General features: G+C 70.0%; 23 protein-coding genes. 18 read left to right on the forward strand and 5 right to left on the reverse strand.

What is annotated here, in order from left to right; translation table 11 throughout:
• Window positions 1-233 precede the first annotated feature (233 nt).
• Window positions 234-1,217 (forward strand): YDG/SRA domain-containing protein, encoded by a 984-nt coding sequence (locus OG520_RS25800; protein ID WP_406014765.1) that lies wholly within the window; start codon window positions 234-236, stop codon window positions 1,215-1,217.
• Here OG520_RS25800 and OG520_RS25805 read toward each other — a convergent pair.
• On the reverse strand, window positions 1,214-4,354 hold the full coding sequence (locus OG520_RS25805) for a DUF3427 domain-containing protein (RefSeq protein ID WP_406014766.1): 3,141 nt from the start codon (window positions 4,352-4,354) through the stop codon (window positions 1,214-1,216). The two genes, OG520_RS25800 and OG520_RS25805, sit on opposite strands and share 4 nt — an antisense overlap.
• Window positions 4,355-4,451: 97 nt before the next feature.
• Window positions 4,452-4,958, reverse strand: coding sequence for a GNAT family N-acetyltransferase (locus OG520_RS25810; protein ID WP_406014767.1), 507 nt, complete (start codon window positions 4,956-4,958; stop codon window positions 4,452-4,454).
• Between the two features lie 400 nt (window positions 4,959-5,358).
• Between OG520_RS25810 and OG520_RS25815 the strand changes: the two genes are divergently transcribed.
• Window positions 5,359-5,679 (forward strand): hypothetical protein, encoded by a 321-nt coding sequence (locus tag OG520_RS25815; RefSeq protein ID WP_406014768.1) that lies wholly within the window; start codon window positions 5,359-5,361, stop codon window positions 5,677-5,679.
• 13 nt (window positions 5,680-5,692) lie between these two features.
• A complete protein-coding gene (locus tag OG520_RS25820) occupies window positions 5,693-5,881 on the forward strand; it encodes a hypothetical protein (protein ID WP_406014769.1) in 189 nt (62 codons plus the stop codon).
• 45 nt (window positions 5,882-5,926) lie between these two features.
• On the opposite strand, the gene OG520_RS25825 is transcribed toward OG520_RS25820, so the two are convergent.
• The gene (locus tag OG520_RS25825) at window positions 5,927-6,928 is read right to left on the reverse strand and encodes an SEC-C metal-binding domain-containing protein (protein WP_406016567.1); all 1,002 of its coding nucleotides are present in this window, start codon (window positions 6,926-6,928) and stop codon (window positions 5,927-5,929) included.
• A 78-nt stretch (window positions 6,929-7,006) separates the two neighbouring features.
• Between OG520_RS25825 and OG520_RS25830 the strand changes: the two genes are divergently transcribed.
• From OG520_RS25830 to OG520_RS25855, 6 genes are all read left to right on the forward strand, one after another.
• A complete protein-coding gene (locus OG520_RS25830) occupies window positions 7,007-7,798 on the forward strand; it encodes a class E sortase (RefSeq protein ID WP_406014770.1) in 792 nt (263 codons plus the stop codon).
• A gap of 55 nt (window positions 7,799-7,853) precedes the next feature.
• A complete protein-coding gene (locus OG520_RS25835) occupies window positions 7,854-8,012 on the forward strand; it encodes a DUF3311 domain-containing protein (RefSeq protein WP_093540511.1) in 159 nt (52 codons plus the stop codon).
• A complete protein-coding gene (locus OG520_RS25840) occupies window positions 8,009-9,544 on the forward strand; it encodes a sodium:solute symporter (RefSeq protein WP_266418776.1) in 1,536 nt (511 codons plus the stop codon). The genes OG520_RS25835 and OG520_RS25840 overlap by 4 nt, the downstream gene beginning before the upstream one ends.
• A 150-nt stretch (window positions 9,545-9,694) precedes the next feature.
• Entirely contained in the window at window positions 9,695-10,027 is a 333-nt protein-coding gene (locus tag OG520_RS25845) for a DUF6412 domain-containing protein (protein ID WP_266418778.1), read from the forward strand.
• A 124-nt stretch (window positions 10,028-10,151) separates the two neighbouring features.
• Complete coding sequence (locus OG520_RS25850; RefSeq protein ID WP_406014771.1) at window positions 10,152-10,922, forward strand: YidC/Oxa1 family membrane protein insertase; 771 nt, start codon at window positions 10,152-10,154, stop codon at window positions 10,920-10,922.
• Between the two features lie 136 nt (window positions 10,923-11,058).
• On the forward strand, window positions 11,059-11,919 hold the full coding sequence (locus tag OG520_RS25855) for a fumarylacetoacetate hydrolase family protein (RefSeq protein WP_406014772.1): 861 nt from the start codon (window positions 11,059-11,061) through the stop codon (window positions 11,917-11,919).
• An 82-nt stretch (window positions 11,920-12,001) separates the two neighbouring features.
• Here the strand turns inward: OG520_RS25855 and OG520_RS25860 are convergent, their stop codons facing one another.
• Window positions 12,002-12,481 carry a heme-degrading domain-containing protein gene (locus OG520_RS25860; RefSeq protein WP_406014773.1) on the reverse strand — a complete coding sequence of 160 codons (480 nt, stop codon included), beginning with the start codon at window positions 12,479-12,481 and terminating at the stop codon, window positions 12,002-12,004.
• The gene (locus OG520_RS25865; protein ID WP_406014774.1) at window positions 12,478-13,653 is read right to left on the reverse strand and encodes a Gfo/Idh/MocA family oxidoreductase; all 1,176 of its coding nucleotides are present in this window, start codon (window positions 13,651-13,653) and stop codon (window positions 12,478-12,480) included. The genes OG520_RS25860 and OG520_RS25865 overlap by 4 nt, the downstream gene beginning before the upstream one ends.
• Window positions 13,654-13,709: 56 nt before the next feature.
• Between OG520_RS25865 and OG520_RS25870 the strand changes: the two genes are divergently transcribed.
• The 9 genes from OG520_RS25870 (at window position 13,710) to OG520_RS25910 (ending at window position 23,232) form a co-directional block, all read left to right on the forward strand.
• Window positions 13,710-14,825, forward strand: coding sequence for an ROK family protein (locus OG520_RS25870; protein ID WP_406014775.1), 1,116 nt, complete (start codon window positions 13,710-13,712; stop codon window positions 14,823-14,825).
• A gap of 213 nt (window positions 14,826-15,038) precedes the next feature.
• Entirely contained in the window at window positions 15,039-16,457 is a 1,419-nt protein-coding gene (locus OG520_RS25875; protein WP_406014776.1) for a hypothetical protein, read from the forward strand.
• Window positions 16,458-16,529: 72 nt separating this feature from the next.
• Window positions 16,530-17,300, forward strand: a complete 771-nt coding sequence (locus OG520_RS25880; protein ID WP_399329604.1) for a GntR family transcriptional regulator — start codon at window positions 16,530-16,532, stop codon at window positions 17,298-17,300.
• A 144-nt stretch (window positions 17,301-17,444) separates the two neighbouring features.
• Window positions 17,445-18,569, forward strand: a complete 1,125-nt coding sequence (locus tag OG520_RS25885) for a TIGR03364 family FAD-dependent oxidoreductase (RefSeq protein ID WP_406014777.1) — start codon at window positions 17,445-17,447, stop codon at window positions 18,567-18,569.
• The gene (locus OG520_RS25890; RefSeq protein ID WP_406014778.1) at window positions 18,566-19,273 is read left to right on the forward strand and encodes a phosphonatase-like hydrolase; all 708 of its coding nucleotides are present in this window, start codon (window positions 18,566-18,568) and stop codon (window positions 19,271-19,273) included. Before OG520_RS25885 ends, OG520_RS25890 begins: the two co-directional genes overlap by 4 nt.
• Complete coding sequence (locus OG520_RS25895; protein WP_406014779.1) at window positions 19,270-20,370, forward strand: ABC transporter ATP-binding protein; 1,101 nt, start codon at window positions 19,270-19,272, stop codon at window positions 20,368-20,370. The genes OG520_RS25890 and OG520_RS25895 overlap by 4 nt, the downstream gene beginning before the upstream one ends.
• Window positions 20,363-21,322: a 2-aminoethylphosphonate ABC transporter permease subunit gene (locus OG520_RS25900; RefSeq protein WP_406014780.1), complete on the forward strand. Its 960-nt coding sequence runs from the start codon at window positions 20,363-20,365 to the stop codon at window positions 21,320-21,322. Before OG520_RS25895 ends, OG520_RS25900 begins: the two co-directional genes overlap by 8 nt.
• On the forward strand, window positions 21,309-22,106 hold the full coding sequence (locus tag OG520_RS25905; RefSeq protein WP_399329599.1) for an ABC transporter permease: 798 nt from the start codon (window positions 21,309-21,311) through the stop codon (window positions 22,104-22,106). The genes OG520_RS25900 and OG520_RS25905 overlap by 14 nt, the downstream gene beginning before the upstream one ends.
• A 64-nt stretch (window positions 22,107-22,170) precedes the next feature.
• Complete coding sequence (locus OG520_RS25910) at window positions 22,171-23,232, forward strand: 2-aminoethylphosphonate ABC transporter substrate-binding protein (RefSeq protein ID WP_406014781.1); 1,062 nt, start codon at window positions 22,171-22,173, stop codon at window positions 23,230-23,232.
• The last annotated feature ends 126 nt before the right edge of the window (window positions 23,233-23,358 follow it).

The raw sequence follows: 23,358 nt of genomic DNA on the forward strand, positions 1-23,358 counted from the left end.
GTGAAATTACTCACGCCCTTCCGCAAGGGCGCTGAGAGTCGTCCCAGCGAGTAGTCACAGCCGATCGCCGACGTCTCCCTCTGGCTGCACGGGCGGCCACGGCCCCGACGAGGTGCCGGACCGGGCGCAATCAGTGGATACTTTTAGGCCAAGTGGCGAGGGAATCAGGCCACTTGGCCTCTCGGGACGGCAGGAGTGATTGAAAATGATCGAATGGCCGGAAGCATGTTCGCATGGCTGCGTACAGAGCTTTCTTCGGACATGTGGATGAGTTTCCTCCGGGCGCCCATTTTGATTCCCGGCAGGCTGTCAAGGAGGCCAGGCTTCACAAGGAGCGCGAGGCGGGTATCTCGTGGGGGCTCGATGGCGACGGGGAGAGAGCCGCCGATGCGATCGTGCTGAATCAGGGCTATGAAGACGATCTCGACAATTGGGATGAGGTCGTCTACACGGGTGCTGGTGGCCGGGACCGGAATACTGGTCGGCAGATTGAGGATCAGACTTGGGAGAACCGTGGGAACGCGGGTCTTCGGAGAAGTCGAATATCGGCCAACCCCATACGGGTCATCCGAGGCAGTGAAGGGGAGCGAGACTATTCGCCCGCAGGCGGGTACCGGTATGACGGCCTCTACGAGATTGTCGAGGAGTGGACCGAAGTCGGCAAGGCCGGCTTTCGGATCTGCCGCTTTAGACTGAGGCGCCTCTCAGCTGAAACGCAGGAACTTACGCCTGTTGAGCAGCAGGTCCGAGACATCCTCGACCAGCAAGGTCAAGGCACAGCTGATCAGAACAGTGCTGACGTGCCCGAGGTGGCTACGCAGCGCCGGACGGCCACGGTCGAACGCATCGTCCGAGACACGGCTGTTGTCCGCCGTGTCAAGCGGTGGCATGAGTACACGTGTCAGATCTGTGGCCTAGCGCTGACAGTTGGGGCTGAGGGCAAGAGCTATGCCGAGGGAGCGCACATACAAGCACTTGGGGGCTCCGCCGGGGGCCCTGATGTCGAAGGGAATGTGTTGTGCCTATGCCCTAACTGCCATGTGCGACTCGACCGTGGTGCCCTCTATCTGACCGATGATTTTCATGTTGTGGATCGCTACGCAGAAGGTCTGACCGCGCGAGCGGCTCCGTTGAGGACGGTGGAACAGCATCGCATTGGGGAGCGATTCCTCAGAGCACACCGCCGCTTCTGGCGCATAAGTGATCTGGATCGCTAACCCGCAGCGATTGCTGAGTAGGTCCACACATCGGCTGGCATCTCGTGGCGGAGGTTCCAGACGATGCCCATGGGTTTGCTGCCCTTGTGCTCGACGTACTCGGCAGGGCCAAGGAGCATCCACGGTTGTGGCCCGCCGATGTCTGTCTTCTTGTAGCGGCGGACGAAGAGGAGGACGTGGGTGCCTTTCTCCTTGTGGGTCTGGTAGCGGATGCCGGTAGGGGATGTCTCCGAGGTCTGGTTTTGGGACTCCCAGTGGAACAGGTGCTCGTTCCGAGCGTAATCCTTGTAGCGAGTTTCCGGGGAGAAGTCCTTCTCGTCCTTTTCGAGGGTGATGAGCAGTGCATCGGTCTGGATGTTCTCGCACCACTTCACGCCTTCGCGGAAGTGGCCCGGCATGAAGCCACCGACGTAGGACTGTCCAAGGGCGGGGAGGATCTCCTCGCGGCTATATGAGGCGTGGACTGACAGTGGCAGGCTCGCGTGCTCGCCGAGCAGCGGGACGGGTACGTGGTCAGCCTGGTCTAGAACGTGAGCAAGGACCTGGCGGAGTTCATCGCGAAAGGCGTGTTGAGGGCGGAGGGTGTCGAAGCCCTCTTGGTAGCTGCTGAATCCGCCGCCCAGTGGCCATAGCGAGAAGAAGAACATGCGGGCATAAGCCTGGTCTTGCTCGCTGAGGTCGCTGTACGCGGGGGCGTCGCCGACGAGCAGCTTGCTGTACGCGGCGACTCGGAGCGGGTCATCGACGTGGAGAAAGGCTGAGACGCGCTTCAGCAGCGAGGTTTCTCCGTCTGGCCCGGACTCGGGGAGGAGCTTGGCTCGGCGAAGCAGGCCTGTCCACGAGTTCCCGCTGCCCCGGTACAACTCCTTGAGCTCGCGGCGGCTCTCCTGGAGGTACTTGGCGAGTCGAGGCTCGGCGTAGTCGGCGACCTCGCGAGCGAGCTGCGTGACGTTGACACCGATCTGGCTGCGGATGTTGTCAATGATCAGTTCCTTGGCCTTCGATTCAAGGATGATCTGGCAGCCAGATGGCAGCTGTGGGAAGTCGTTCTCGATGTTGGCGAGCAGACGGTTGCGGGTGAGGTTGGTCAGCGCGCGGAACTGCTCCTCGAAGCGGAACTCCTTGCGGTGCTGACCGATGAAGTCCAGGACAGTGAGGACAGCCTTGTCCTCGGTCCGGCGCAGGCCTCGTCCCAGCTGCTGGAGGAACACTGTGGCGCTGGAAGTAGGGCGCAGGAGAAGCAGGGTGTCGACGTCTGGGATGTCGAGTCCCTCGTTGAACAGGTCGACAGAGAAGATGACTTGGAGTGTTCCGGCTTTGAGCTGGTCCAGAGCGTCCTTGCGCTCGTGGCGTGGGGTCTCGCCGGACAGGGCGACCGCGTTGAGGCCGGCTCGACGGAAGAAGTCGGCCATGAAGATTGCATGCGCGACCGACACGCAGAAGCCCAAGGCGCGCATCGAGCCCGGGTCGGCAACCTTGTCCCTCACGGCCTGCACGACGAGCCTGGCTCGTGCGTCATTGCCAGTGAAGAGATTGCTGAGATCCGTGGCGTCGTACGATCCTCGCTTCCAGGCGATGGCGCTCATGTCGGTGTTGTCGGTGACGCCGAAGTAGTGGAAGGGGCTGAGAAGGTCGTTCTCCAGGGCTTCCCAAAGGCGCATCTCTGCTGCGATCCGGCCGTCAAAGAACTCGTCCTGGATGTTCAGCCCGTCCATGCGTTCCGGGGTTGCAGTAAGCCCAAGGAGCTCCTGCGGCTCGAAGTGAGCCAGGATCCTGCGGTACGTCGGGGAGGTGCCGTGATGAAACTCGTCGATCACGATGACATCGAAGTGATCTGGGGCAAGGCGGTCCAGCGCACGTGAGTTGAGTGACTGGACGCTGCCAAACACATGCGTCCAGTTGTCTGGGATTTCCCCACCGACGAAAAGTTCGCCGAAGTTCGCGTCCACCAACACGTTCTGGTAGACGCGCAGTGACTGTTCCAGGATCTCCTTGCGATGAGCGACGAAGAGGAGCCGCGGATCGCGGCCCAGGGTCCGGCGCAGGCGCTTGAAGTCGAGTGCTGCCATCACGGTCTTGCCGGTCCCCGTCGCGGCAACGAGGAGGTTGCGGTGCCTGTCGTGGACGATGCGCTCCACTTCGAGACGTTCAAGCATGTCGCGTTGGTGGGGATAGGGGCGGACTTCAAGCCCAGAGAGCGTGATGGTGGGGCCTCCGTTCTGGCTGGATCCGCCAGCCTGGGAGAGCGCTTCGTCGAGTCGTGGTGCGTCACTGTCTGGGTCGTACAGCTCGAAGGAGCGCTCGCTCCAGTACGCATCGAATGTTGCCTCGAACTTGCGGATGACTGCGGGGGTGGCAACCGACGACAGCCGCACATTCCATTCGAGCCCGTCGAGCAACGCAGCCTTGGACAGGTTCGAACTGCCTACGTACGCCGTATCGAAGCCACTGCCGCGACGGAAGAGCCATGCCTTGGCATGGAGACGCGTCGAGCGGAGCTCGTAGTTGACCTTCACCTCAGCGCCGAATTCACGGACCAGACGGTCCAGCGCGCGACGCTCGGTGGCTCCGATGTAGGTGGTTGTCAGTACGCGGATGGGGACGCCGCGGTCGCGCGCGGAGGAGAGTGACTGCTCAAGGACTCGGAGTCCGTGCCACTTCACGAAGGCGCAGAGAAGGTCAACGCGGTCTGCCGTAGCCAACTCGGCTCGCAGCTCGAATCCCAGGCTCGGGTCTTCGGGAGAATTAGTGATCAGTGCTGTCTCGGAGAGGGGCGTCGCCGGGCGAATGGCGTAGACACCAGGAGCTTCCTGCTCTGCGACTGCGAGCAACTGTCGGGGACCTTCGATGACGAGGTCGACCCACTCGGTCGCGCCGTCGATGGTGCTGAGCGAATCCAGGATGTGGTTGGCGGCGACTACCTGCTCCGCAAGTGACAGGCCCTGGAGGACCCTTCGTACGATGGTCGCAATGTGGCGTGTCAGTACGTTTGGCGCAGATTCAGCGCCAACCACTTCGTCGATGGAGCGCCAGCCTGCGGAGTCGAACTGCTTCATGCGATCTTCGAGGCGTTGGGTGATCAGCGTCTCGTACAGCCCAGCGACTGGAGCTGCGTTGCCTGCCGCCTCGTTGGGCATGACGGAATCCCCTTATCTCGTCAGCTACGCATGCAGTTGTATCAAGTCGGACTGACAAACCGCTGGGCGCCTGCGTCGTCGCTTGAGGTGGTGGCTATCAGATCCCGTCTTCGGGACCTCTACTCAAGTCCCGCACGTAGCCCGAGCCCGGCCGGTCGCCCAGTTGGACCTTCTCTCCCGTGGGGACGAAGCCCGTGCGGGTCAGGACTGTGCGGGAGGCCGTGTTGTCGAGGGCGGCTGCTGCGCGGAGTGTGGTCAGGCCGTATTCCGTGGCTGCCAGTGTGCAGAGGTGGAGGACGGTGGCGGTGGCCAGGCCTCGGTGGGTGGCCTTCTCGGCCATGCGGAATCCCAGATCGGCGGAGCCGTCCGCGACGTCGACCAGGTTGAAGCGGCCCAGCACCTCGCCGTCGGTGTCGACCAGGACGTGGAAGTGGCAGAGCCCGGTGGCCTGTTCGGCGAGCAGGGCGGTGAGGCGGGCGTCGAAGTCGGTGAAGTAGGCGTCGCCGCGGTCCGGTATGGATGCGGCGAAGAACGCGCGGTTCTCCTGCTCGAATGTGAGGAGGGCGGGCGCGTGGTCGGGGCGGAGGCGCTGGAGCTCGGGCATGGCAGAACCATACGGATACGCATTCCGGTGGTGCGGGTGATTTCTTTGTCCGGAGTGCGCACGACCCCCTGTGTCCGTTCGCGCAGTGATGGGTGACCGTTGGGGCACGTCCGGGTTCTTGGGCCCGTTGGTCTCTTCCTCGGGCCTTCCCGGGCTTCGTATCTTCCTTGTTGGGCTTGGTGCGTCGGCCGGCATGGCGGGGAGGGCGGATGAGGACGGTTCCGGAGAAGGATCCTGACTCCGTGTCCGGCCGTGGAGGTACCCCCGTCAGGAGAACGTGACAGTCACGCCCGATGTGTCACGTTCGCAAGCACCCCCACTCCGTCGGCCGTCCGGGGACCGCCCCGCCCCGGACCCGCGCGGTCTTCAGCGTTTGCAGCGTGCGGCGGGGAACGCGGCCGTGTCGCGTCTGGTCGCGCAGCGGTATACGGCGCCGGTGAAGCCGTCGCCGGCGCAGGCGCCCGGTTTCCGCAAGGCGAAGGCGGATGTGGCGGCGAAGAAGGTTCGTCTGGCCCACCGTGTCCCGGCCGTCACGGAGTCGAAGTCGGCGCAGGGCGCGGCGGTCGCGCCTCCCGACGACAAGGAGGCCCAGGGCAAGGCGGCGAACGCGGAGAAGATGAATGCCGCGAAGCCGGGTGAGTTCAACAAGCAGGCGTTCATCGACGCGGTGAACAAGGTGGCGTGTGATGGTCGCCCGCAGTCCGGACCAGGCGGCCGATGAGCTCCGGTGCGTCATGGCTGTCGCGGACGACCCGCCGCCCGACCTGGTTCCGGTCATGAAGCAGTACGGGTCCGTCTATCTCTACCGCTGGAAGAAACACGTCCGCGTCCTGTACAGCGACGCAGAGTATCTCGAATGGCTGCGGCGCATGGTGCACGACTTCCGAGAGATCGCGGAGGGAGCGGGCCTGGAGCCGCGTTGAGTGCGTATGCGCTCAACGCGACCCCCGTACCTCTGTACCGATGCCTCACTCCGCCCCGTGGCACTCCCGGTACGTCCGCCCCGATCCGCACCAGCAGGCCGCGCTGCGGGCCGGGGGCCAGGGGGCTGCCCGGCCGCGGGCGGCCAGGGTGGTGGCGTACTGGGGGAGGAGGTCCGGGTCGGTCGGGGACGTGGCCTCCGAGGCGGCGAAGGCCTCGTACGACGGGACCGTGCCGGTCACGATGCCGAGGTTCGGGGTGCCGGCCTGGTGGAGGTCGCGGAGTGCGGCCTCCAGGCGGGCCAGGTGCTCGGGGTGGGAGGGGTACTCGCTGCGCAGGTCCGGGTAGGCGGTGAGGAGCTCGGCGAGCTCGGCGGCCGGCCAGTGCAGCACCGCGACCGGGAACGGCCGGGACAGCGCCGTGCGGTACGTGCCCAACTCGGCGCGGAGGCGGGTGATCTCGGCCCGGAGCTCGCCCGGGTCCGAGGAGCCCAGCGACCACAGGCGCTTCGGGTCGTGGAGCTCGTCCAGCGGGACGGCGGCGGTGTGGAGGGTGTCGGCCAGCTCGTCCCAGGCGTCGTGGCCGACGCCCATCAGCCTGCGTACCCGGTGGCGGCCGAACAGCAGCGACTGGGTGGCGTACGGGACTTCCTCGCCCGGCGTCAGGAGCAGCGTCAGCGCGGTCGAGAAGTAGTCGTGGGCGGCTTCCAGCTCGTCGTGGGCTTCGAGGGTCTCCGCCGCGATCTCCCAGGGCCCGGGGTCGAGCGGGCCCGCGGCACGGATGCCTTCGATGATCGCGCGGGCCTCCGCCTCGTGGCCGTACTCCCACAGGTTGGCCGCGTTCAGGGCCTTGACCAGGTGGGGGTGGTCGAGGTCGGGGTAGCCGAGGAGTTCGTCGTAGAGGGTGGTGGCGCGGGCGCGGTCGCCGGCGAGTTCCAGATGGGCCGCGGCCTGGAGGAGCAGCGGCTCACGGTCCTCGGGGTACCGCGCCGCGGCGCGCAGCAGGCGCTCGGCTTCGGTGGTGTGGTCGGCAGGCGTGTCGGGGCGCATGAACCACACCGTACTGCTGTACGGCTCCGGGGCGGAGGCTTGTTCCAGGCCTGGAGACTTACGGGCCATGGGCCTATCGTGCGGGCCGTGCGGGAGCGGATACCGGTTGTGGTGCAGCAGAAATCGCGAGGGCGCAGGGTCGCCGCGCGCGGGCTCTGGACGGGTGCCGAGCTGGTGGTGACCCTGGGTGTCGTCCTGTTGTTGCTCGTTGTTCATCAGCTGTGGTGGACCAACCGGCAGGCCCGCGCCGGAGCCGAGCACCAGGTGCGGGCCCTTCAGCGGGAGTGGGGGGAGGAGCGCGGGGGAGCGGTCGGCGGTGATCCTGAGGGCGGTTCCGACGAGTCGGGTGATTCCGGAGAGCCCCGTGGGTCCGGTGGCCGGTCGGCCGGGAGCGGCACCGCGCACTCCGCGCCCCGCTGGGACCAGGCGTACGCCGTCATCCGCATCCCGCGGCTCGGGCTGGTCGCCCCCGTCGCCCAGGGCGTCAGCAAGAGCGGCGTCCTCGACAAGGGGTACGTCGGGCACTACCCGCGCACCGCGCAGCCCGGCCGGGCCGGGAATTTCGCGCTCGCCGGACACCGCAACACCCACGGCGAGCCCTTCAGATACATCAACCGGCTGCGGCGCGGGGACCGCATCGACGTCGAGACCCGGGACGCCGTGTACACGTACACCGTCGACCGGACGCTCGCGCGGACGAGCGCGCGCGACAGCGGTGTCATCGCCGCCGTCCCGCGCAGCAACGTGAAGCCGTACGCCGGGTACGCCGAGGCCGGTTCCTATGTGACGCTCACTACGTGCACGCCCGAATTCACCTCTCGGTACCGGCTTGTCGTATGGGGAAAACTCATGGATGTCCGGTCGCGGTAGCGGTACCGCACTAAGGTTTTCCGACGTGCTCAGACGACGTCCGCAGTTGTTGTGGTTGCTGGTCCCCTACGTGCTGTACCTGGGGGTGCTGCCGCTCGTGAACCGGGTCCACCCGGTGGTTCTCGGGCTGCCGTTCCTCTTCGTGTGGCTGCTCGGGGCGACCCTGCTGACCCCCGTCGCCGTATGGCTGACCCGGCGGGGGGACCGCCGGTGAACGCCACGGTCGCGACCTCCGTCTTCGGGGTCTTCATGGTCGCCACCGTCGCCCTCGGGCTGCTCGCGACGCGTGGGCGGCGCAAGGGGAACGGCGAGGGCGGCGGGCTCGCGGAATGGTCCGTGGGCGGACGCAGCCTCGGGACGGTGTTCATCTGGGTGCTGATGGCCGGCGAGGGCTACACCAGCTTCAGCTACCTGGGCGCCGCGGGATGGGGCTACAACTACGGGGCGCCGGTGCTCTACGTGGTGGCGTACATGTCCTGCGGGTACGCCATCGGCTACGTCGTCGGGCCGATGCTCTGGGCGTACGCGCGCAAGCACGGGCTCGTCGGGATCACCGACATGGTGGCGCACCGCTTCGGACGGCCCTGGCTCGGTGCGCTCGTCGCCGTCCTCGCGACCGTCTTCCTGCTGCCGTACATCCAGCTCCAGATCACCGGCATGGGTGTGGTCGTCTCGACCATCTCCTACGGTGCCATCAGCCTGAACCAGGCCTACTTCATAGCCTTCGCCGTCACCACCGGTTTCGTGGTGGTGAGCGGGCTGCGGGGCAGCGCCTGGGTGTCCGTGCTCAAGGACGTCCTGGTGATCGCCACGCTCGGCTTCCTGGCCTTCTACGTGCCGATGCACTACTTCGACGGATACGGGCCCTTCCTCGACCGGCTCGTCACCGAGAAGAGCGAGTGGCTGACCTTCCCCGGGCACGGGGACAGCGGGCTCGGACAGGCCTGGTTCATCACCACCTCGTTCCTCAACTCGCTCACCGTGGTGATCTTCCCGACGACCGTCGCGGGCTACCTCGGCGCGAAGAACGCCGACGTGCTGCGCCGCAACGCGATGCTGCTGCCCGCCTACAACGTGCTGCTCTTCGTGCCGATGCTGCTCGGCATGGCGGCCCTCTTCGTCGTGCCGGGACTCGTCGGTGCCGAGTCCAACCTGGCGCTCTTCCAGCTCGTCGTGGACTCGCTGCCCGCCTGGGCGGTCGGCGTCATCGGTGTGGCGGCGGCGCTGTCCTCGATCGTGCCGATGGCCGTCTTCATGCTGGTCATCGGCACGATGTGGGGGCGCAGCGTGCTCTCGCTCGTACCGCGTCTGGAGCGGCGGCAGAAGGGCGCGGCGCAGGTGGTCGTCGTGATCGCGGGGAGCCTGGCGCTGCTGCTCACGTACACCGCTCCCAACACCCTGGTGCGGCTCTCCCTCATTTCGTACGAGGGAATGGCGCAGCTGCTCCCCATGGTGCTGCTGGGGCTGATGTGGCGGCGGCTGACCCTGCTCGGGGCGATGAGCGGTCTCGTCGTCGGCGTGGGCGTGGTGTGCGGGTTCGTGTTCACGGAGAACGATCCGGTGTGGGGGGTGAACGCGGGCATCGTGGCGCTCGGCGCCAACCTCCTCGTCGCGCTCGCCGTGACGTACGCGGGGCCGCGCGAGCGCGACGACCGGCCGGACGACGAGGTGCTCGCGCGGGACGAGATCCGGCCCCCGGAACAGCAGGCGGAACCCGACGGCGTTCCCTCGGGAACGGGCCACTGACCGACGCCGGGCGGGCCGGCGCGCCGGACCCATCGTGTATAACGGCTGGAGAGCATCAGGCGCGCGCGTGTGCGAACGAACACGGGCGTACGAGCCCGGCCGACCGGCCGGACGGCCGACTGGCCGCGAAGGGGAAGAGGGGAGGGGCCGATGAACGGCGACACGAGCCGTCTGCGCAATGGCCTCGCCCGGCTGCTCCGCCCCGCCGGACTGCTGCTCTTCCTCATCACCGAAGTCCTCCTCGCCGAGGGCGGCAGCCTGTCCGCCGCGGTCGCGCTCGCCGCGACCGCCGCCGCGGGCTCCGCACTCGCCGTCGCCTCGCTCATCAGCGCCCGCTGCGCCGCCCCGGTGCCCCGCACCCGGGTCCGCACCGCCATCCGCGACCGGGAGAAACGCACCGCGTTCCTGCCGCAGCGGGACCCTGACGCCAAGGGGCGCAGACGCCCCCGAGCCCCCGGCCGCGCCCTTCCGACGGCCGCGTAGGGGCTCGCAGCAGCAACCACCCCAGCAGGTGCCCCCGTAGGCGCGCCATGGGCGCCCCGCGCGGTTCGTCATGCCGAGTCCGTTCTTCCTCCCGGCACGACGAGACCCCTCGGAGGGCTCACCCATGTCCGTCTTCATGTCCGCATTCGCCGGCCTGGTAGGCGCGCTGGCAGACGCGCTGCACCCGCTCTTCCAGACCGCGTCCACCGCCGCCGCCATCGTGCTGTTCACCGCACTCGTACGGCTCGCCGTGCACCCCCTGTCGCGGGCCGCGGCGCGGGGGCAGAAGGCCCGCACCCGGCTCCAGCCGCAGATCGCCGAACTGCGCAAGAAGCACGGCAAGAACCCCGAGCGCATGCAGAAGGCGCTCATGGAACTGCACAAGGAGGAGAAGGTCTCGCCGCTCTCCGGCTGCCTGCCAAGCCTGTTGCAGATGCCCGCCTTCTTCCTGCTCTACCACCTCTTCTCCAGCCAGAAGATCGGCGGCGACCCCAACGAGCTGCTCGGCCACCAGCTCTTCGGCGCCCCGCTCGGCGAGCGCTGGCAGGACGCGCTCGCGCACGGCGGGCTGTTCGGCGCGCAGGGCATGGTCTATCTCGGCCTGTTCGCGATCGTCGCCGTCGTGGCCACGTTCAACTTCCGGCGTACGAAGCGGCAGATGGCCGCCAACCCCGTCACCCCGGCCGCCGGCCCCGACGGACAGCCGGTGCCCGGCATGGGCGCGATGACGAAGCTGATGCCGCTGATGTCCTTCGCCACCCTCTTCACCGTGTCCGTCGTACCGCTCGCAGCCGCGCTGTACGTCGTCACGAGCACCACCTGGACCGCGATCGAGCGGGCCGCCCTCTACCGCGACATGCCGGCCGCCGGAACCGCCATGGCCACCGCGGCGTGACCGGGGCGGCGAGTGCGCCGGTCCAGTGTGTGAACAGGGTCTTGCGGAGTGATCGGACGTCTTGGACGATCGGACAAGCCTGCGATGGCCGCCACCCATCCGACGGGCCCGATCTCGACCAAGGGGAGACAGACCGTTGAAGCTGCTTCGTGTGGGTACGGCAGGCGCGGAACGACCGGCGCTGCTGGATGAGGACGGAACCCTGCGCGAACTGTCGGGAGTCGTCACCGACATCGACAGCGCCCTGCTCGCCGACGAGCCGGCGCTCGCCCGGGTACGGGCCGCCGCGGCCGCGCCCGGCGAGCTGCCCGAGCTCGACGCCGAGGGGCTGCGGGTCGGGCCGCCGCTCGCCCGGATCGGCAAGATCGTGTGCATCGGGCTGAACTACCACGACCACGCCACCGAGACCGGTGCGGCGATCCCCACCGAGCCGATCCTGTTCTTCAAGGCGCCGGACACCGTCGTCGGGCCCGACGACACGGTGCTGGTGCCGCGCGGCAGCGTCAAGACCGACTGGGAGGTCGAGCTCGCGGTCGTCATCGGGCGCACCGCCCGCTACCTGGAATCCGCCGAGGAGGGGCTGGCGCACGTCGCCGGATACGCGACCGCGCACGACGTCTCCGAGCGCGAGTTCCAGATCGAGCGCGGGGGCACCTGGGACAAGGGCAAGAACTGCGAGACGTTCAACCCGCTGGGGCCGTGGCTGGTGACGGCGGACGAGATCGCCGACCCGCAGGCGCTGCCGCTGAAGCTCTGGGTCAACGGTGAGCTGAAGCAGGACGGCACGACGGCCGACCAGATCTTCCCGGTGGGCGAGGTGGTCCGGTACCTGAGCCACTTCATGACGCTGTACCCGGGCGATGTGATCAACACCGGGACGCCGGCCGGGGTCGCCCTCGGCCAACCCGAGCCCAAGCCGTATCTGCGGGCCGGGGACGTCGTGGAGCTGGAGATCGCCGGGCTGGGGCGGCAGCGGCAGGAGCTCAAGGACGCGTAGCGCGGTGGGCGGGGGCGGGGGCGGGGCGGTCGCCGGGTGGGTCCGGCAGCCGCGCCGCCCCCGTCCCTCGACGCGTCCTTTCCTACGCGTCGAGCGTCGTCGCGAACTGCTCCAGCGCCTCGACCACCATGGCGTGGTCCTCCGCCTGGGGCAGGCCCGAGACCGTGACCGAGCCGATCACGCCCGCGCCCTCGACCGCGATGGGGAACGAGCCGCCGTGCGCGGCATAGACGCTCGGGTTCAGCCGGGAGGAGTCGTCGAAGGTCGTCCCCTTCGCCCGGAACCGCGTTCCGACCAGGTACGAACTCTCGCCGTACCGTTCCACGACCTTGCGCTTGCGGTCGATCCAGGCGTCGTTGTCCGCGCTCGACCCCGGCAGCGCGGCATGGAACATCTGCTGTGCGCCGCGGCGGATGTCGATCGCGACCGGGGCGTGCCGTCTCCGGGCCATCGAGACGAGCAGGTCGCCGAGCGCGTACGCGTCGGCGTAGCTGAAATGCGGCAGCGTCAGTCGGCGCTCCTGGGCGATGAGCTCGGAGATGGTCGGAGCGTCGGGGCTCATACGGGCTGCTCCTCTGTATCGGCGGAGGCGGAAGCTGCACTGGTGGAAGCCGCGCCGACGGAGGCGGAGAGCTTCACGGTGACGCCCTCGCGGGCCGACCGGCGGGCCGCTTCCAGAACATCCAGCGCCGCCGCGGCCTGCAGGGCGTTCACCGGATTCTCGCCCTTTCCGCGCAGCGCGTCGGTGACCGCCGCGTAGTACGCGGGATAGTCGCCCGGCAGCGTGCGGACCGGGGTGCCGCCGCCGGTCAGCGGGGACTCGCCCGAACCGATCCGGCCCCACAGCTCCTCGGGCTCCTCGCCCCACGGCCGGTCCGCCGTCGGACGCACGCCCGCGCGCAGCTCGGCCTCCTGCGGATCGAGCCCGTACTTCACATAGCCGGCCCTCCGGCCGAGCACCCGGAACCGCGGGCCGAGCTGGGCCGTCGTGGCGCTGACGTACAGATGCGAGCGGACCCCGTTCACATGGGTGATCGCGAGGAACGTGTCGTCGTCGGCGGCGGCGCCGGGGCGGCGTACGTCGGACTCCGCGTACACCAGCGCCGCCGGCCCGAACAGGGTGAGCGCCTGGTCGACGACATGGCTGCCCAGGTCGTACAGCAGCCCGCCGATCTCCTGCGGGTCGCCCGACTCGCGCCAGCCGCCCTTCGGCTGCGGGCGCCACCGCTCGAAGCGGGACTCGAAGCGCTGTACCTCGCCCAGTTCGCCGTCCGCGACCAGACGGGCCAGGGTGCGGAAGTCGTTGTCCCAGCGGCGGTTCTGGAAGACCGAGAGCAGCAGCCCGCGCTCCTCGGCCAGGGCCGCGAGCCCACGCGCCTCGGCCGCCGTACCGGCGATCGGCTTGTCCACGACGACCGGCAGACCGGCCTCCAGCGCGGCGGTCGCGATCGGGACATGGGTCTTGTTCGGCGAGGCGATCACGATCAGATCGAGTGCGTCCGCGCGCTCCCACAGCTCCTGCGGCGACGCGGCGAACCGTACGCCGGGGAACTCGGCGCGCGCCTGCGCCCGCCGCTCCTCGTCCGAGGTGACGACCGTGTCGAGGACGAGGCCCTCGGTCGCGGCGATCAGCGGGGCGTGGAAGACGGAACCCGCCAGGCCGTAGCCGACGAGTCCGACGCGCAGGGGGGTGTCGGACGGTCCGGGCGTCTCGTGAGTCGCGTTGCCAGTCATGCCTGCCACTTAAGCAACGCTGTTGCCATAGTGCAAGCGACAGGGACAATGGGGTGGTGAACAGGAGCAATAGCGGCGCGAACCTGCCGACGCTGCGCAGCCACAACGCCGCGCTGGTGCTGGATCTGCTGCGGGTGGCGGGCGCGCGCGGCATCAGCAGGCTCGAACTCGCCGAGCGCACGGGGCTCACGCCCCAGGCCGTCAGCAAGATCACCGCCCGGCTGCGGGCCGGGGGCCTGGCCGCCGAGGCGGGTCACCGGGCGTCCACCGGAGGCAAGCCGCGCACCGTGCTGCGGCTGGTGCCGGACGCCGGGTACGCGATCGGCCTGCACCTGGACCGCGACGAACTGACGGCGGTGCTCGCCGACCTGTCCGGCACGGTCGCCGCGAGCCGCACCGCCCCGCTGGACCTCGGCGCCCCGGCGGACCAGGTGCTCGCGGCGGCGACGGACGCGGTGACGGCGGTACGGGGCGGGGGCACGGGACCGGGGGACCGGCAGGTGCTCGGGGTCGGCGTCGCGGTGCCGGGCCCGCTCGACCACCGGGGCGGGGTGCTGCACCGCGTCACCGGGTTTCCGCAGTGGGACGGCTATCCGTTGCGGGACGCGCTCGCCGTACGGACCGGGCTGCCCGCCGTCGTCGACAAGGACACCAACGCCGCCGCCCTCGGGCTCGCCCTGCGGGCGCCGGGCGGCGGCGACTTCGCGTATCTGCACCTCGGGACCGGGCTCGGCGCCGGGCTGGTCCTCGGCGGGGCGCTGCATCGCGGGGCCCGTACCGCGGCCGGTGAGTTCGGGCACCAGACCGTCCAGCTGGACGGGCCGGTCTGCGGCTGCGGCGGGCGCGGCTGCATCGAGGCGCTCTGCCTGGCCGCGGTCGCCCGGGGCGATGTGGCGGAGGCCGCCCGGGTGCTGGGGACCGGCGCCGCCAACCTCGTAGGGCTGCTCGACATCGACCGGGTGGTGCTCGGCGGACGTACGGTGGCCGCCGATCCCGACGCCTACGTACGGGGCGTCCGCGCCGTGATCGACGCGCGCGCCGGGCTGGGCGGTATCGACGCGCCGGTGCCGGTCGTCGCCGCCGGGGGAGGGGACCGGCCGGTCGCGGAGGGAGCCGCCCAGCTGGTCCTGGCCCCCCTGTTCGGGCGGGCCGGCGGCGCGGACGGGGCGTGAGCGGCGGGCGGGGCCGACCGGCGAGACGAGCGGCGGCGCGGGCGCGGGCGGCTGGGCCGATCGGGCGGATTCCGGTGGCCGGCCGGGCGGCCCGTCGGCATGTCGGCGCCGGCCGCCTCGCGCGTGCGTGGCAGCGTCGCGGCCCAGAACCGGTGAACTCCGGCGCTCGGGGTGAGCCGACCGTTTCGCGAGCAGCGAAGGATGATCCCCCCGATGTCCCCCGCCCCCACCCCCGCCCCGACCCCCGCCCCGTCCGGCACGCCTTCCGGGCCCGCCGCACCGGACGGCTCCGCGACCGGCTCCGCGACCGGTTCCGCGACCGGTTCCGCGACCGGTTCCGCGGACGGCTCCGCGCCGGGCCGAGTACTCGGTTCGATGCCCGGCCGCGTCGCCGATCCCGTCCCCACCGCATTGCCCGGCCGCGCCACCGCCCCCGGGCCCACCGCAATGCCCAGGACCGCGTCGGCCCTGGCGTCCTTCCCCACCGCCAGCCCCACGTCCGTCCCCGTGACCACGGCCGCGTCCATCCCCGTGTTCGCCGCCCCGGCGTGTCCGCCCTCGCCCTCGCCCTCGCCCCCGCCGCCCCCCGGGCGGACCCGGCACGGATTCGCGCTCGGGCTGGTCGCGGCGAGCGTCGTCCTCGGCGGCACGGCCGTCGCGCCCGCCTCCGCCGCGTCCTCGGCCACCCCGGTCTCGTCGCCCGACTCCACCACCGCCGACCAGCAGCCCACCTGCGGTGATCCGGCGGCGAAGGACTTCCCCATCAGCACCCGCATCCACGGCGGCCCGGACACGTACGCGTCCGGCGGCGGCTACGGAACCTGGTACCTGGACCTGACCAACACCACCACCGAGTCGTGCCGGGCCATCCACCCGGTGCTCGTCCTCACCGACGAGGACCGGAAGCTGACCTCCGACCAGATCCAGCTGAAGTTCTCCGAGCAGGCCCGCCCCGGCACGGAGCACCGCGTCACCTGGGAGACCACCGACCGGGACGAGCACATCGGCGTCTTCGGCGGCGTGGGCGGCGACTCCTTCGGCGGTTTCACCGTCCCGGCGGGCCGCACCATCACCATCCAGGTCAGGATGGCGTTCACCTCCGACACCCGTCCGGGCCGGATCACCGTCAACGCCGCCGTCGTCCAGCGGCAGCGCGTGGTGAGCGGCACGGCCGGCAAGGCGGGCAAGGACGACGGGGCTTGGGTCGGCGAGTCCGAGGACTACCCCTTCACCGTCGTCGACGACAGCGACGGAGGCGAGACCACCGAGACCGGTGAGACCTCCGAGCCCTCCGAGACCGGTGAGACGGCCGAGACCGGTGAGACGGCCGAGACCGGTGAGACGGCCGAGACCGGTGAGGTCGGCGGCACCGGGGACACCCCGCGCGAGGGCCTGCCGGACGGAACCCGGCCCAGCACCGGCACCACCGACGGCACCGGCACCACCGGCACCACCGACGGCACCCGGCGGTCGGCCGAGCCCGGCCGGACCCCGGCGGAGAGCGGTCGCCCGGAACTGGCCGCGACCGGCGCGGGCATCATCCCGGCGCCCGGCCTCACCGTCACCGGGCTCCTGATCGGCGGCGGGGCGATGGTGGTCCGGGCCCGACGGCTGCGCCGAGCCCAACCCTGAACCGGACCCCGAACCGCCTGTTCCGCGCCTGGACGTTCACAGATGTTCATGTCCGTCTGCCACCATCGGGCCGTGGACTACCCGCACGACCAGGCACCTGGCGCACCCATCCGTTCCGGCATCCCGGAGCACGGCCGTATTCCCAAGTACTACGCCGTCAAGGCTCATGTCTCCGTCCTCATAGCGGAGTTGGGCGAGGGCGGCATGCTGCCCACCGAACGCGATCTCGCCGAACGCTACGAGGTCTCGCGCGAGACGGTGCGCCAGGCGCTGCGTGAACTCCTGCTGGAGGGAAGGCTCGCCCGCCAGGGGCGCGGCACCGTCGTGGCGGGCCCCAAGCTGGAACAGCCGCTCTCGCTGGCGAGTTACACGGAAGGCGTACGCCGCCAGGGCCGTACGCCGGGCCGCCACCTCATCGGCCTGGAGCGCTTCCCCTGCCCCGACGCGCTCGCCGTCGACATCGGGGTGGAGCGCGGCGAGCCGGTATGGCACCTGGAGCGGGTGCTGCTCGCCGACGACGACCGGGTCGGCCTGGAGAGCACCTACGTCTCCGTCGCCCGGGTACCGGATCTGGACACGGAGTTCGACCCCGACTCGTCCTTCTACGCCTACCTCCGCGACCGGCTCGGGATCCCCTTCGGTGATGCCGACGAGCGGATCGAGACGGTGCTCGCGACGCCGCGCGAGGCGCTGCTCATCGGTACGCCGCCCGCGCTGCCCATGCTGCTGATCCACCGCATCTCGCGCGACACGGCCGGGAAGCCGCTGGAGCGCGTACGGACCCTCTACCGCGGCGACCGGTTCTCCTTCACCGCGCACCTGGGCCCGCAGGACGGCCACTGAACGACCACCCCGGGGCCGCCTCCGGAGATCGACTCATCATGATAACGAGAACGTAACGGGTCTAGGCCAAACTTGGGGCCCAGTTCACCCTCCCGTTGCCGTAGGGATCCGTACGGGCCACCCGCTCCGAGGAGCGTAGCCGTCGTGAGAGTCATCGTCGTAGGAGCCGGCGTGGTGGGAACCATGCACGCCTGGCACGCAGTGAACCGCGGCCACGAGGTCGTACAGATCGAGCGCGAGAGCGAGGCGCGCGGGGCATCGCTCCGCAATTTCGGACAGATATGGGTCAGCGGCCGGGCCGGTGGTGAGGAGCTGGAGACCGCGCTGCGCGCCCGTGAGCTGTGGGAGGGCATCGGGGCGCAGGTCCCCGGCCTCGGCTTCCGGGCCTGCGGCTCGCTCACCCCGCTCCGTACCGGGCGGGAGATCGCCGTCGTCGAAGCGGCCGTCGCCCGCCCCGACGCGGCGGCCCGCGGCTACAAGCTGCTCACGGCCGACGAGGCCCGCGCGATCAACCCCGCGCTGCGCGGGGACTTCGCCGCCGCCCTGTGGTGCGAGCGGGACGCCGCGGTCGAGCCGCGCACCGCGCAACTCGCCCTGAAGCGGGAGCTGTTGAAGTCCGGCCGGTACACCTTCCTCGGTGGGCGCGAGGTCCGCGAAGTGGTGGGCGCCGCCTCCGTCCGCGACGACCACGGCGACGTGCACACCGGCGACGCCGTGATCCTGGCCACCGGCGCCTGGCTCGGCGGCCTCGTCCGCGAACTGGCCGGCCCCGATCTGCCGGTGCGCCGCGTCCGCCTCCAGATGATGCAGACCGACCCGCTCGGCGAGCCGCTCACCACCTCCGTCGCCGACGCGGACAGCTTCCGTTACTACCCGGCGTACCGGAGCGAGGCGCTGGACGCCCTCAACGCCGAGCAGGCCCAGGCGCCCACCGCCGCGGCGCACAAGATGCAGCTGCTGATGGTGCAGCGCCGTGACGGCGGACTGACCATCGGCGACACCCACGAGTACGAACACCCCTTCTCCTTCGACACCGTCGAGGAGCCGTACGAGCACCTCACCGAGGTCGTCGAGTCCTTCCTCGGCCGCCCGCTGCCGAGGATCCGCCACCGGTGGGCCGGGGTCTACGCCCAGTGCACCGACACCAGCCGGGTCGTCCACCGCCAGCAGGTACGGGACGGCGTCTGGCTGGTCACCGGACCGGGCGGCCGGGGCATGACCTGCTCGCCCGCCATTGCCGAAACGACCGCCGACGAACTGGGCTGGTGAAGAAGTTGACCACGCAGAACCCCCACAACCTGATCGTCCTCGACATGGCCGGCACCACCGTCGCCGACGGCGGCCTCGTCGAGCAGGCCTTCTCCGCCGCCGCCGGACGCCTCGGCGTCGAGCCCGGCTCCGCCGACCACGCCGAAAAGCTCGACTACGTGCGCGCCACCATGGGCGAGTCCAAGATCTCCGTCTTCCGGCACCTCTTCGGCGACGAGGACCGGGCCCAGCAGGCCAACACCGCCTTCGAGGAGGCGTACGGGGAACTGGTCGACGGCGGTCGCATCGCGCCGATCCCCGGCGCCCGCGAAGCCATCGAGCGGCTCAAGGGCGAGGGCCGGAGCGTGGTCCTGTCCACCGGCTTCGCCCGCACCACCCAGGACGCCATCCTGGCCGCGCTCGGCTGGCAGGACCTGGTCGCCCTGACCCTCTGCCCGGCCGACGCGGGCGGGCGCGGCCGCCCCTACCCGGACATGGTCCTCGCCGCGTTCCTGCGCACCGGCGCCGTCGACGGCGTCCAGCAGATCGTGGTCGCGGGCGACACCTCGTACGACATGCTCAGCGGCGTGCGCTCCGGGGCCGGGATCGTCGCAGGGGTGCTCACCGGAGCCCACGGCAAGGACCAGCTGACCCGCAACGGCGCCACGCACGTGCTCGGCTCGGTCGCCGAGCTCCCGGACCTGATCGCGCGGGCCGAGGCATGACGGGCGGAGAGCGGTCCGTCCGCAGCGGAATCAGGTTCGACCAGGTCAGCGTCGAATACGGCGGCAAAACCGTCCTCGACCGGCTCGATCTGACCGTCGAACCCGGCGAGGTCATGGCCCTGCTCGGCCCCTCCGGGTCCGGCAAGACCACCGCCCTGCGCGCCGTCGCCGGATTCGTCCGGCCCGCCTCGGGCCGGGTGTACCTCGGCGACCGCGACGTCACCGGGCTGCCGCCGCACAAGCGCGGCATCGGCATGGTCGTCCAGCAGTACGCCCTCTTCCCGCACATGCGGGTCCAGGACAACGTCGCCTTCGGGCTCAAGGCCCGCAAGGTCGCGAAGGACGGGATCCCGGAGCGGGTCGCCGAGGCCCTCGAAATGGTCGGCATGGCCGCCTACGCCAAGCGCTACCCGCGCGAACTCTCCGGCGGCCAGCAGCAGCGCGTCGCCATCGCCCGCGCGCTCGCCATCCGGCCCGGCGTCCTGCTGCTCGACGAACCGCTCTCCGCCCTCGACGCCCAGCTGCGCTCCGGAATGCTCGCCGAACTGGCGCGGCTGCACCGCGAGTTGCCGGACGTCTCCATCCTGTACGTCACCCACGACCAGGTCGAGGCACTCACCCTCGCCGACCGGATCGCGGTCATGGACCGGGCAAGGCTCCAGGACTGCGGCACCCCGCAGGACCTGTACCGCCGCCCGCGTACCGAGTTCACCGCCTCGTTCGTCGGCAACGCGAACCTGCTGCCGGTCACCGTCGCCGACGGTGCCGACACCGTCGACTTCGCCGGACGCGCGCTCGACGTACCGACCGGCGAGGTGTCCCGCGGGGTCACCGCCACCCTGTGCGTCCGGCCCCACCTGGTCGGGCTCGGCGACGGGCCCAACGCGCTGAGCGGCACGATCGCCGAGGTGCAGTGGCGGGGCTCCACGCACCGGCTGTACGTCGACGTCGCCGGCCACCGGGTCAAGGCGGACCTGCGGGAGCTGCGCGAGACGCCGACGCTCGGCGACCGGGTCACGCTGCACTTCGCGGCCGAGGACGCGGTGCTGCTGCCCGCGGGCGCGGCGCCGGGAGCCGGGGGAGGGGCCGATGGCTAGCGCCGCACACCCCGCCACGCCCGGCATCACGGCGACGAAGACGCCCCGCCGGCGCAGCGGCGACAGTGCAACCGGCCCGTCCGGGGCGACGCCCCCGGCGACCGGTCCGCAGGCCCCGGCCCGCGAGGCCCGCCGCGTGCCCCGCTTCGTCTGGGCGCTGCCGCCCGTCGCCGTCCTCGCGCTCGTCTTCCTCTACCCGCTGGCCCTCGTCGTCCAGCAGTCCGTCAGCCCGGACGAGGGCGGCACCTCGATCGCCCCGTACGGCGACGTGTTCGCCTCCGAGTCGTTCCGCTCGGCCCTGACCACCACCATCTGGCTGGCGGTCGGCTCCACGGTCGGATGTCTGGTGCTGGGCTTCGTCCTGGCCATGATCATCGCGTTCGTGCCGTTCCCGGGCGGCCGGGCGGTCGCCAAGTTCATCGACGTCTTCCTCTCCTTCCCGTCGTTCCTGATCACGCTCGCCCTGCTGTTCATCTACGGCAACGTCGGCATGGCCAACGGCGTCTGGACGGACCTGACCGGGGCGGCCAACGGCCCGTTCGACTTCCTCACCACCCCGTGGGGCGTGCTGCTCGCCGAGATCACCTACTTCACCCCGTTCGTGATGCGCCCGCTGCTCGCCGCGTTCTCGCAGCTCGACAGCGCGCAGCTGGAGGTGGCGTCCTCGCTGGGCGCGAAGCCGGCCCGGATCGTGCGGCAGGTGATCCTCCCCGAGGCGCTTCCCGCGCTCGCCGCGGGCGGCAGCCTCGTCCTGGTGATGTGTCTCAACGAGTTCGGCATCGTGCTCTTCACCGGCGCGAAGGGCGTCACGACCCTGCCGATGCTCGTCTACAGCAAGGCGATCCTGGAGTCCGACTACCCGGCGGCCTGTGTCGTCGCCGTCGTCAACATCGCGATCTCCGTCGGTCTCTACAGCCTGTATCGGATGGTGAGCCGCCGTGTTGGTGCATAGCCGTACCGGGAAATGGGCCACCTGGGCCGTGTTCTTCGTGCTCTTCGTCCCGCTGTTCGCGGTGCCGCTGCTGGTCATCCTCGCCGCGTCGTTCACCACCAACTGGTCCGGCGCCTTCCCCTCCGGACCGACCACCAAGCACTACGTGGCGGCGACCGGCGGCGACTCCCTCCAGGCGCTGACCACCAGCCTGATCACGGCCGTCAGCGCCAGCCTGCTCGCCCTGACCATCGGCTCCTGGGCCGCGCTCGCCGCCGCCTCGATGCGCAGGCGCGGCAGGAGGTTCCTCGACGCGCTGTTCATGCTGCCGGTCGCCGTGCCGTCCGTCGTCGTCGGCCTCGCCGTGCTCGTCGCGTTCAGCAAACCGCCGATGCTGCTGAACGGGACCCGCTGGATCGTGATCCTGGCGCACACCATTCTTGTCACGGCGTTCGCCTATTCGTCGGTTTCGGCGGCAATAGTGCGTCTCGACCCGATGTACGAGCAGGCGGCGGCCAGTCTGGGCGCCCGCCCCGGTTACGTCCTGTGGCGCATCAAGCTGCCGCTCCTGCTGCCGTCCCTCACGGCGGCCGCAGGGCTCTGCTTCGCGCTGTCCATGGGCGAGTTGAGCGCCACGATGATGCTCTACCCGCCGGACTGGACTCCGCTCCCGGTGCAGATCTTCGCGGCCACCGACCGTGGCTCGCTCTTCACCGGAGCGGCCGTCGCCGTGGTCCTGATGGGAACGACGCTGCTCGTACTGCTCGGCGTCTCCCGGATCCGCACCAGGGCCTCGTACCGCTGATCCGCCGACACCCCCGTACCGACTCCGGCCGGCTTCCGGCCGACATCCAGGAGATACGACTGCCATGCGCAAGAACCACCTCAAGCCCATAGCCGCCGTCACCGGCTGCCTCGCCCTCGCCGCCACCCTCTCCGCCTGCGGCGGCTCCTCGGCCGCCTCCGACGAGAAGGTCGTCACCGTCTACAGCGCCGACGGCCTCAAGGGCGAGAACGGCGACGGCTGGTACGACAAGGTGTTCAAGGACTTCGAGAAGAAGACCGGCATCAAGGTCAAGTACGTGGAGGGCGGCTCCGGCGAGATGGTGCAGCGCGCCGTCCGCGAGAAGTCCAACACCCAGGCGGACGTGATGGTCACCCTGCCGCCGTTCATCCAGCAGGCCGACAGCAAGGGCCTCCTCGCCGCGTACGCGCCGGCCGGCTCCGACCAGGTCGACGGCGCCGACAAGGCGTCCGACTCCAAGTGGACCTCGGTCGTCAACAACTACTTCGGCTTCATCTACAACAAGAAGGAACTGAAGTCGGCGCCCACCACCTGGGAGGAGCTGCTGGACGGGAAGTTCAAGAACAAGATCCAGTACTCCACCCCCGGAGTCGCCGGTGACGGCACGGCCGTGCTCATCAAGGCCATGCACGACTTCGGCGGCAAGGAGCCGGCGATGGCGTACCTGAAGAAGCTCCAGGCCAACAACGTCGGCCCGTCCGCCTCCACCGGCAAGCTGGCCCCCAAGGTCGACAAGGGCGAGCTGCTCGCCGCCAACGGCGACGTCCAGATGAACTTCGCGCAGTCCAAGGACATGCCGAACCTCGGCATCTGGTTCCCCGCGAAGCAGGGCGGCAAGTCCACCACCTTCGCCCTGCCGTACGCGGCCGGCCTGGTGAACAAGGCCCCGCACAGCGACAACGGCAAGAAGCTGCTCGACTTCATGCTCTCCGAGCAGGCCCAGAAGGACGTCAGCGCGGTCGGCGGCGGCTTCTCCGCCCGCAAGGACGTCGAGGCCACCGACGCCAACGCCATCGAGCTCGCCAAGCTGATGGACGGTGTGGAGGTCTTCGAGCCCGACTGGTCGGACATCGGCACCAACCTGGACACCTACGTCGAAGCCTGGAAGTCGGCCACCGGCAGCTGACCGTTGCCGGAGGATTCACGGCAGGGGTATGGACCTCCGGCGGATCATCGCGAAATGATAACGGGTCTAGTCCCGCGTTCAACTCCCCTTCGACTGGTGGGGAGTTGAACGCGTCCCCCCCACCGC

Origin of the sequence: Streptomyces sp. NBC_00984, assembly GCF_045162475.1 — a bacterium.
Lineage (GTDB): Bacteria > Actinomycetota > Actinomycetes > Streptomycetales > Streptomycetaceae > Streptomyces.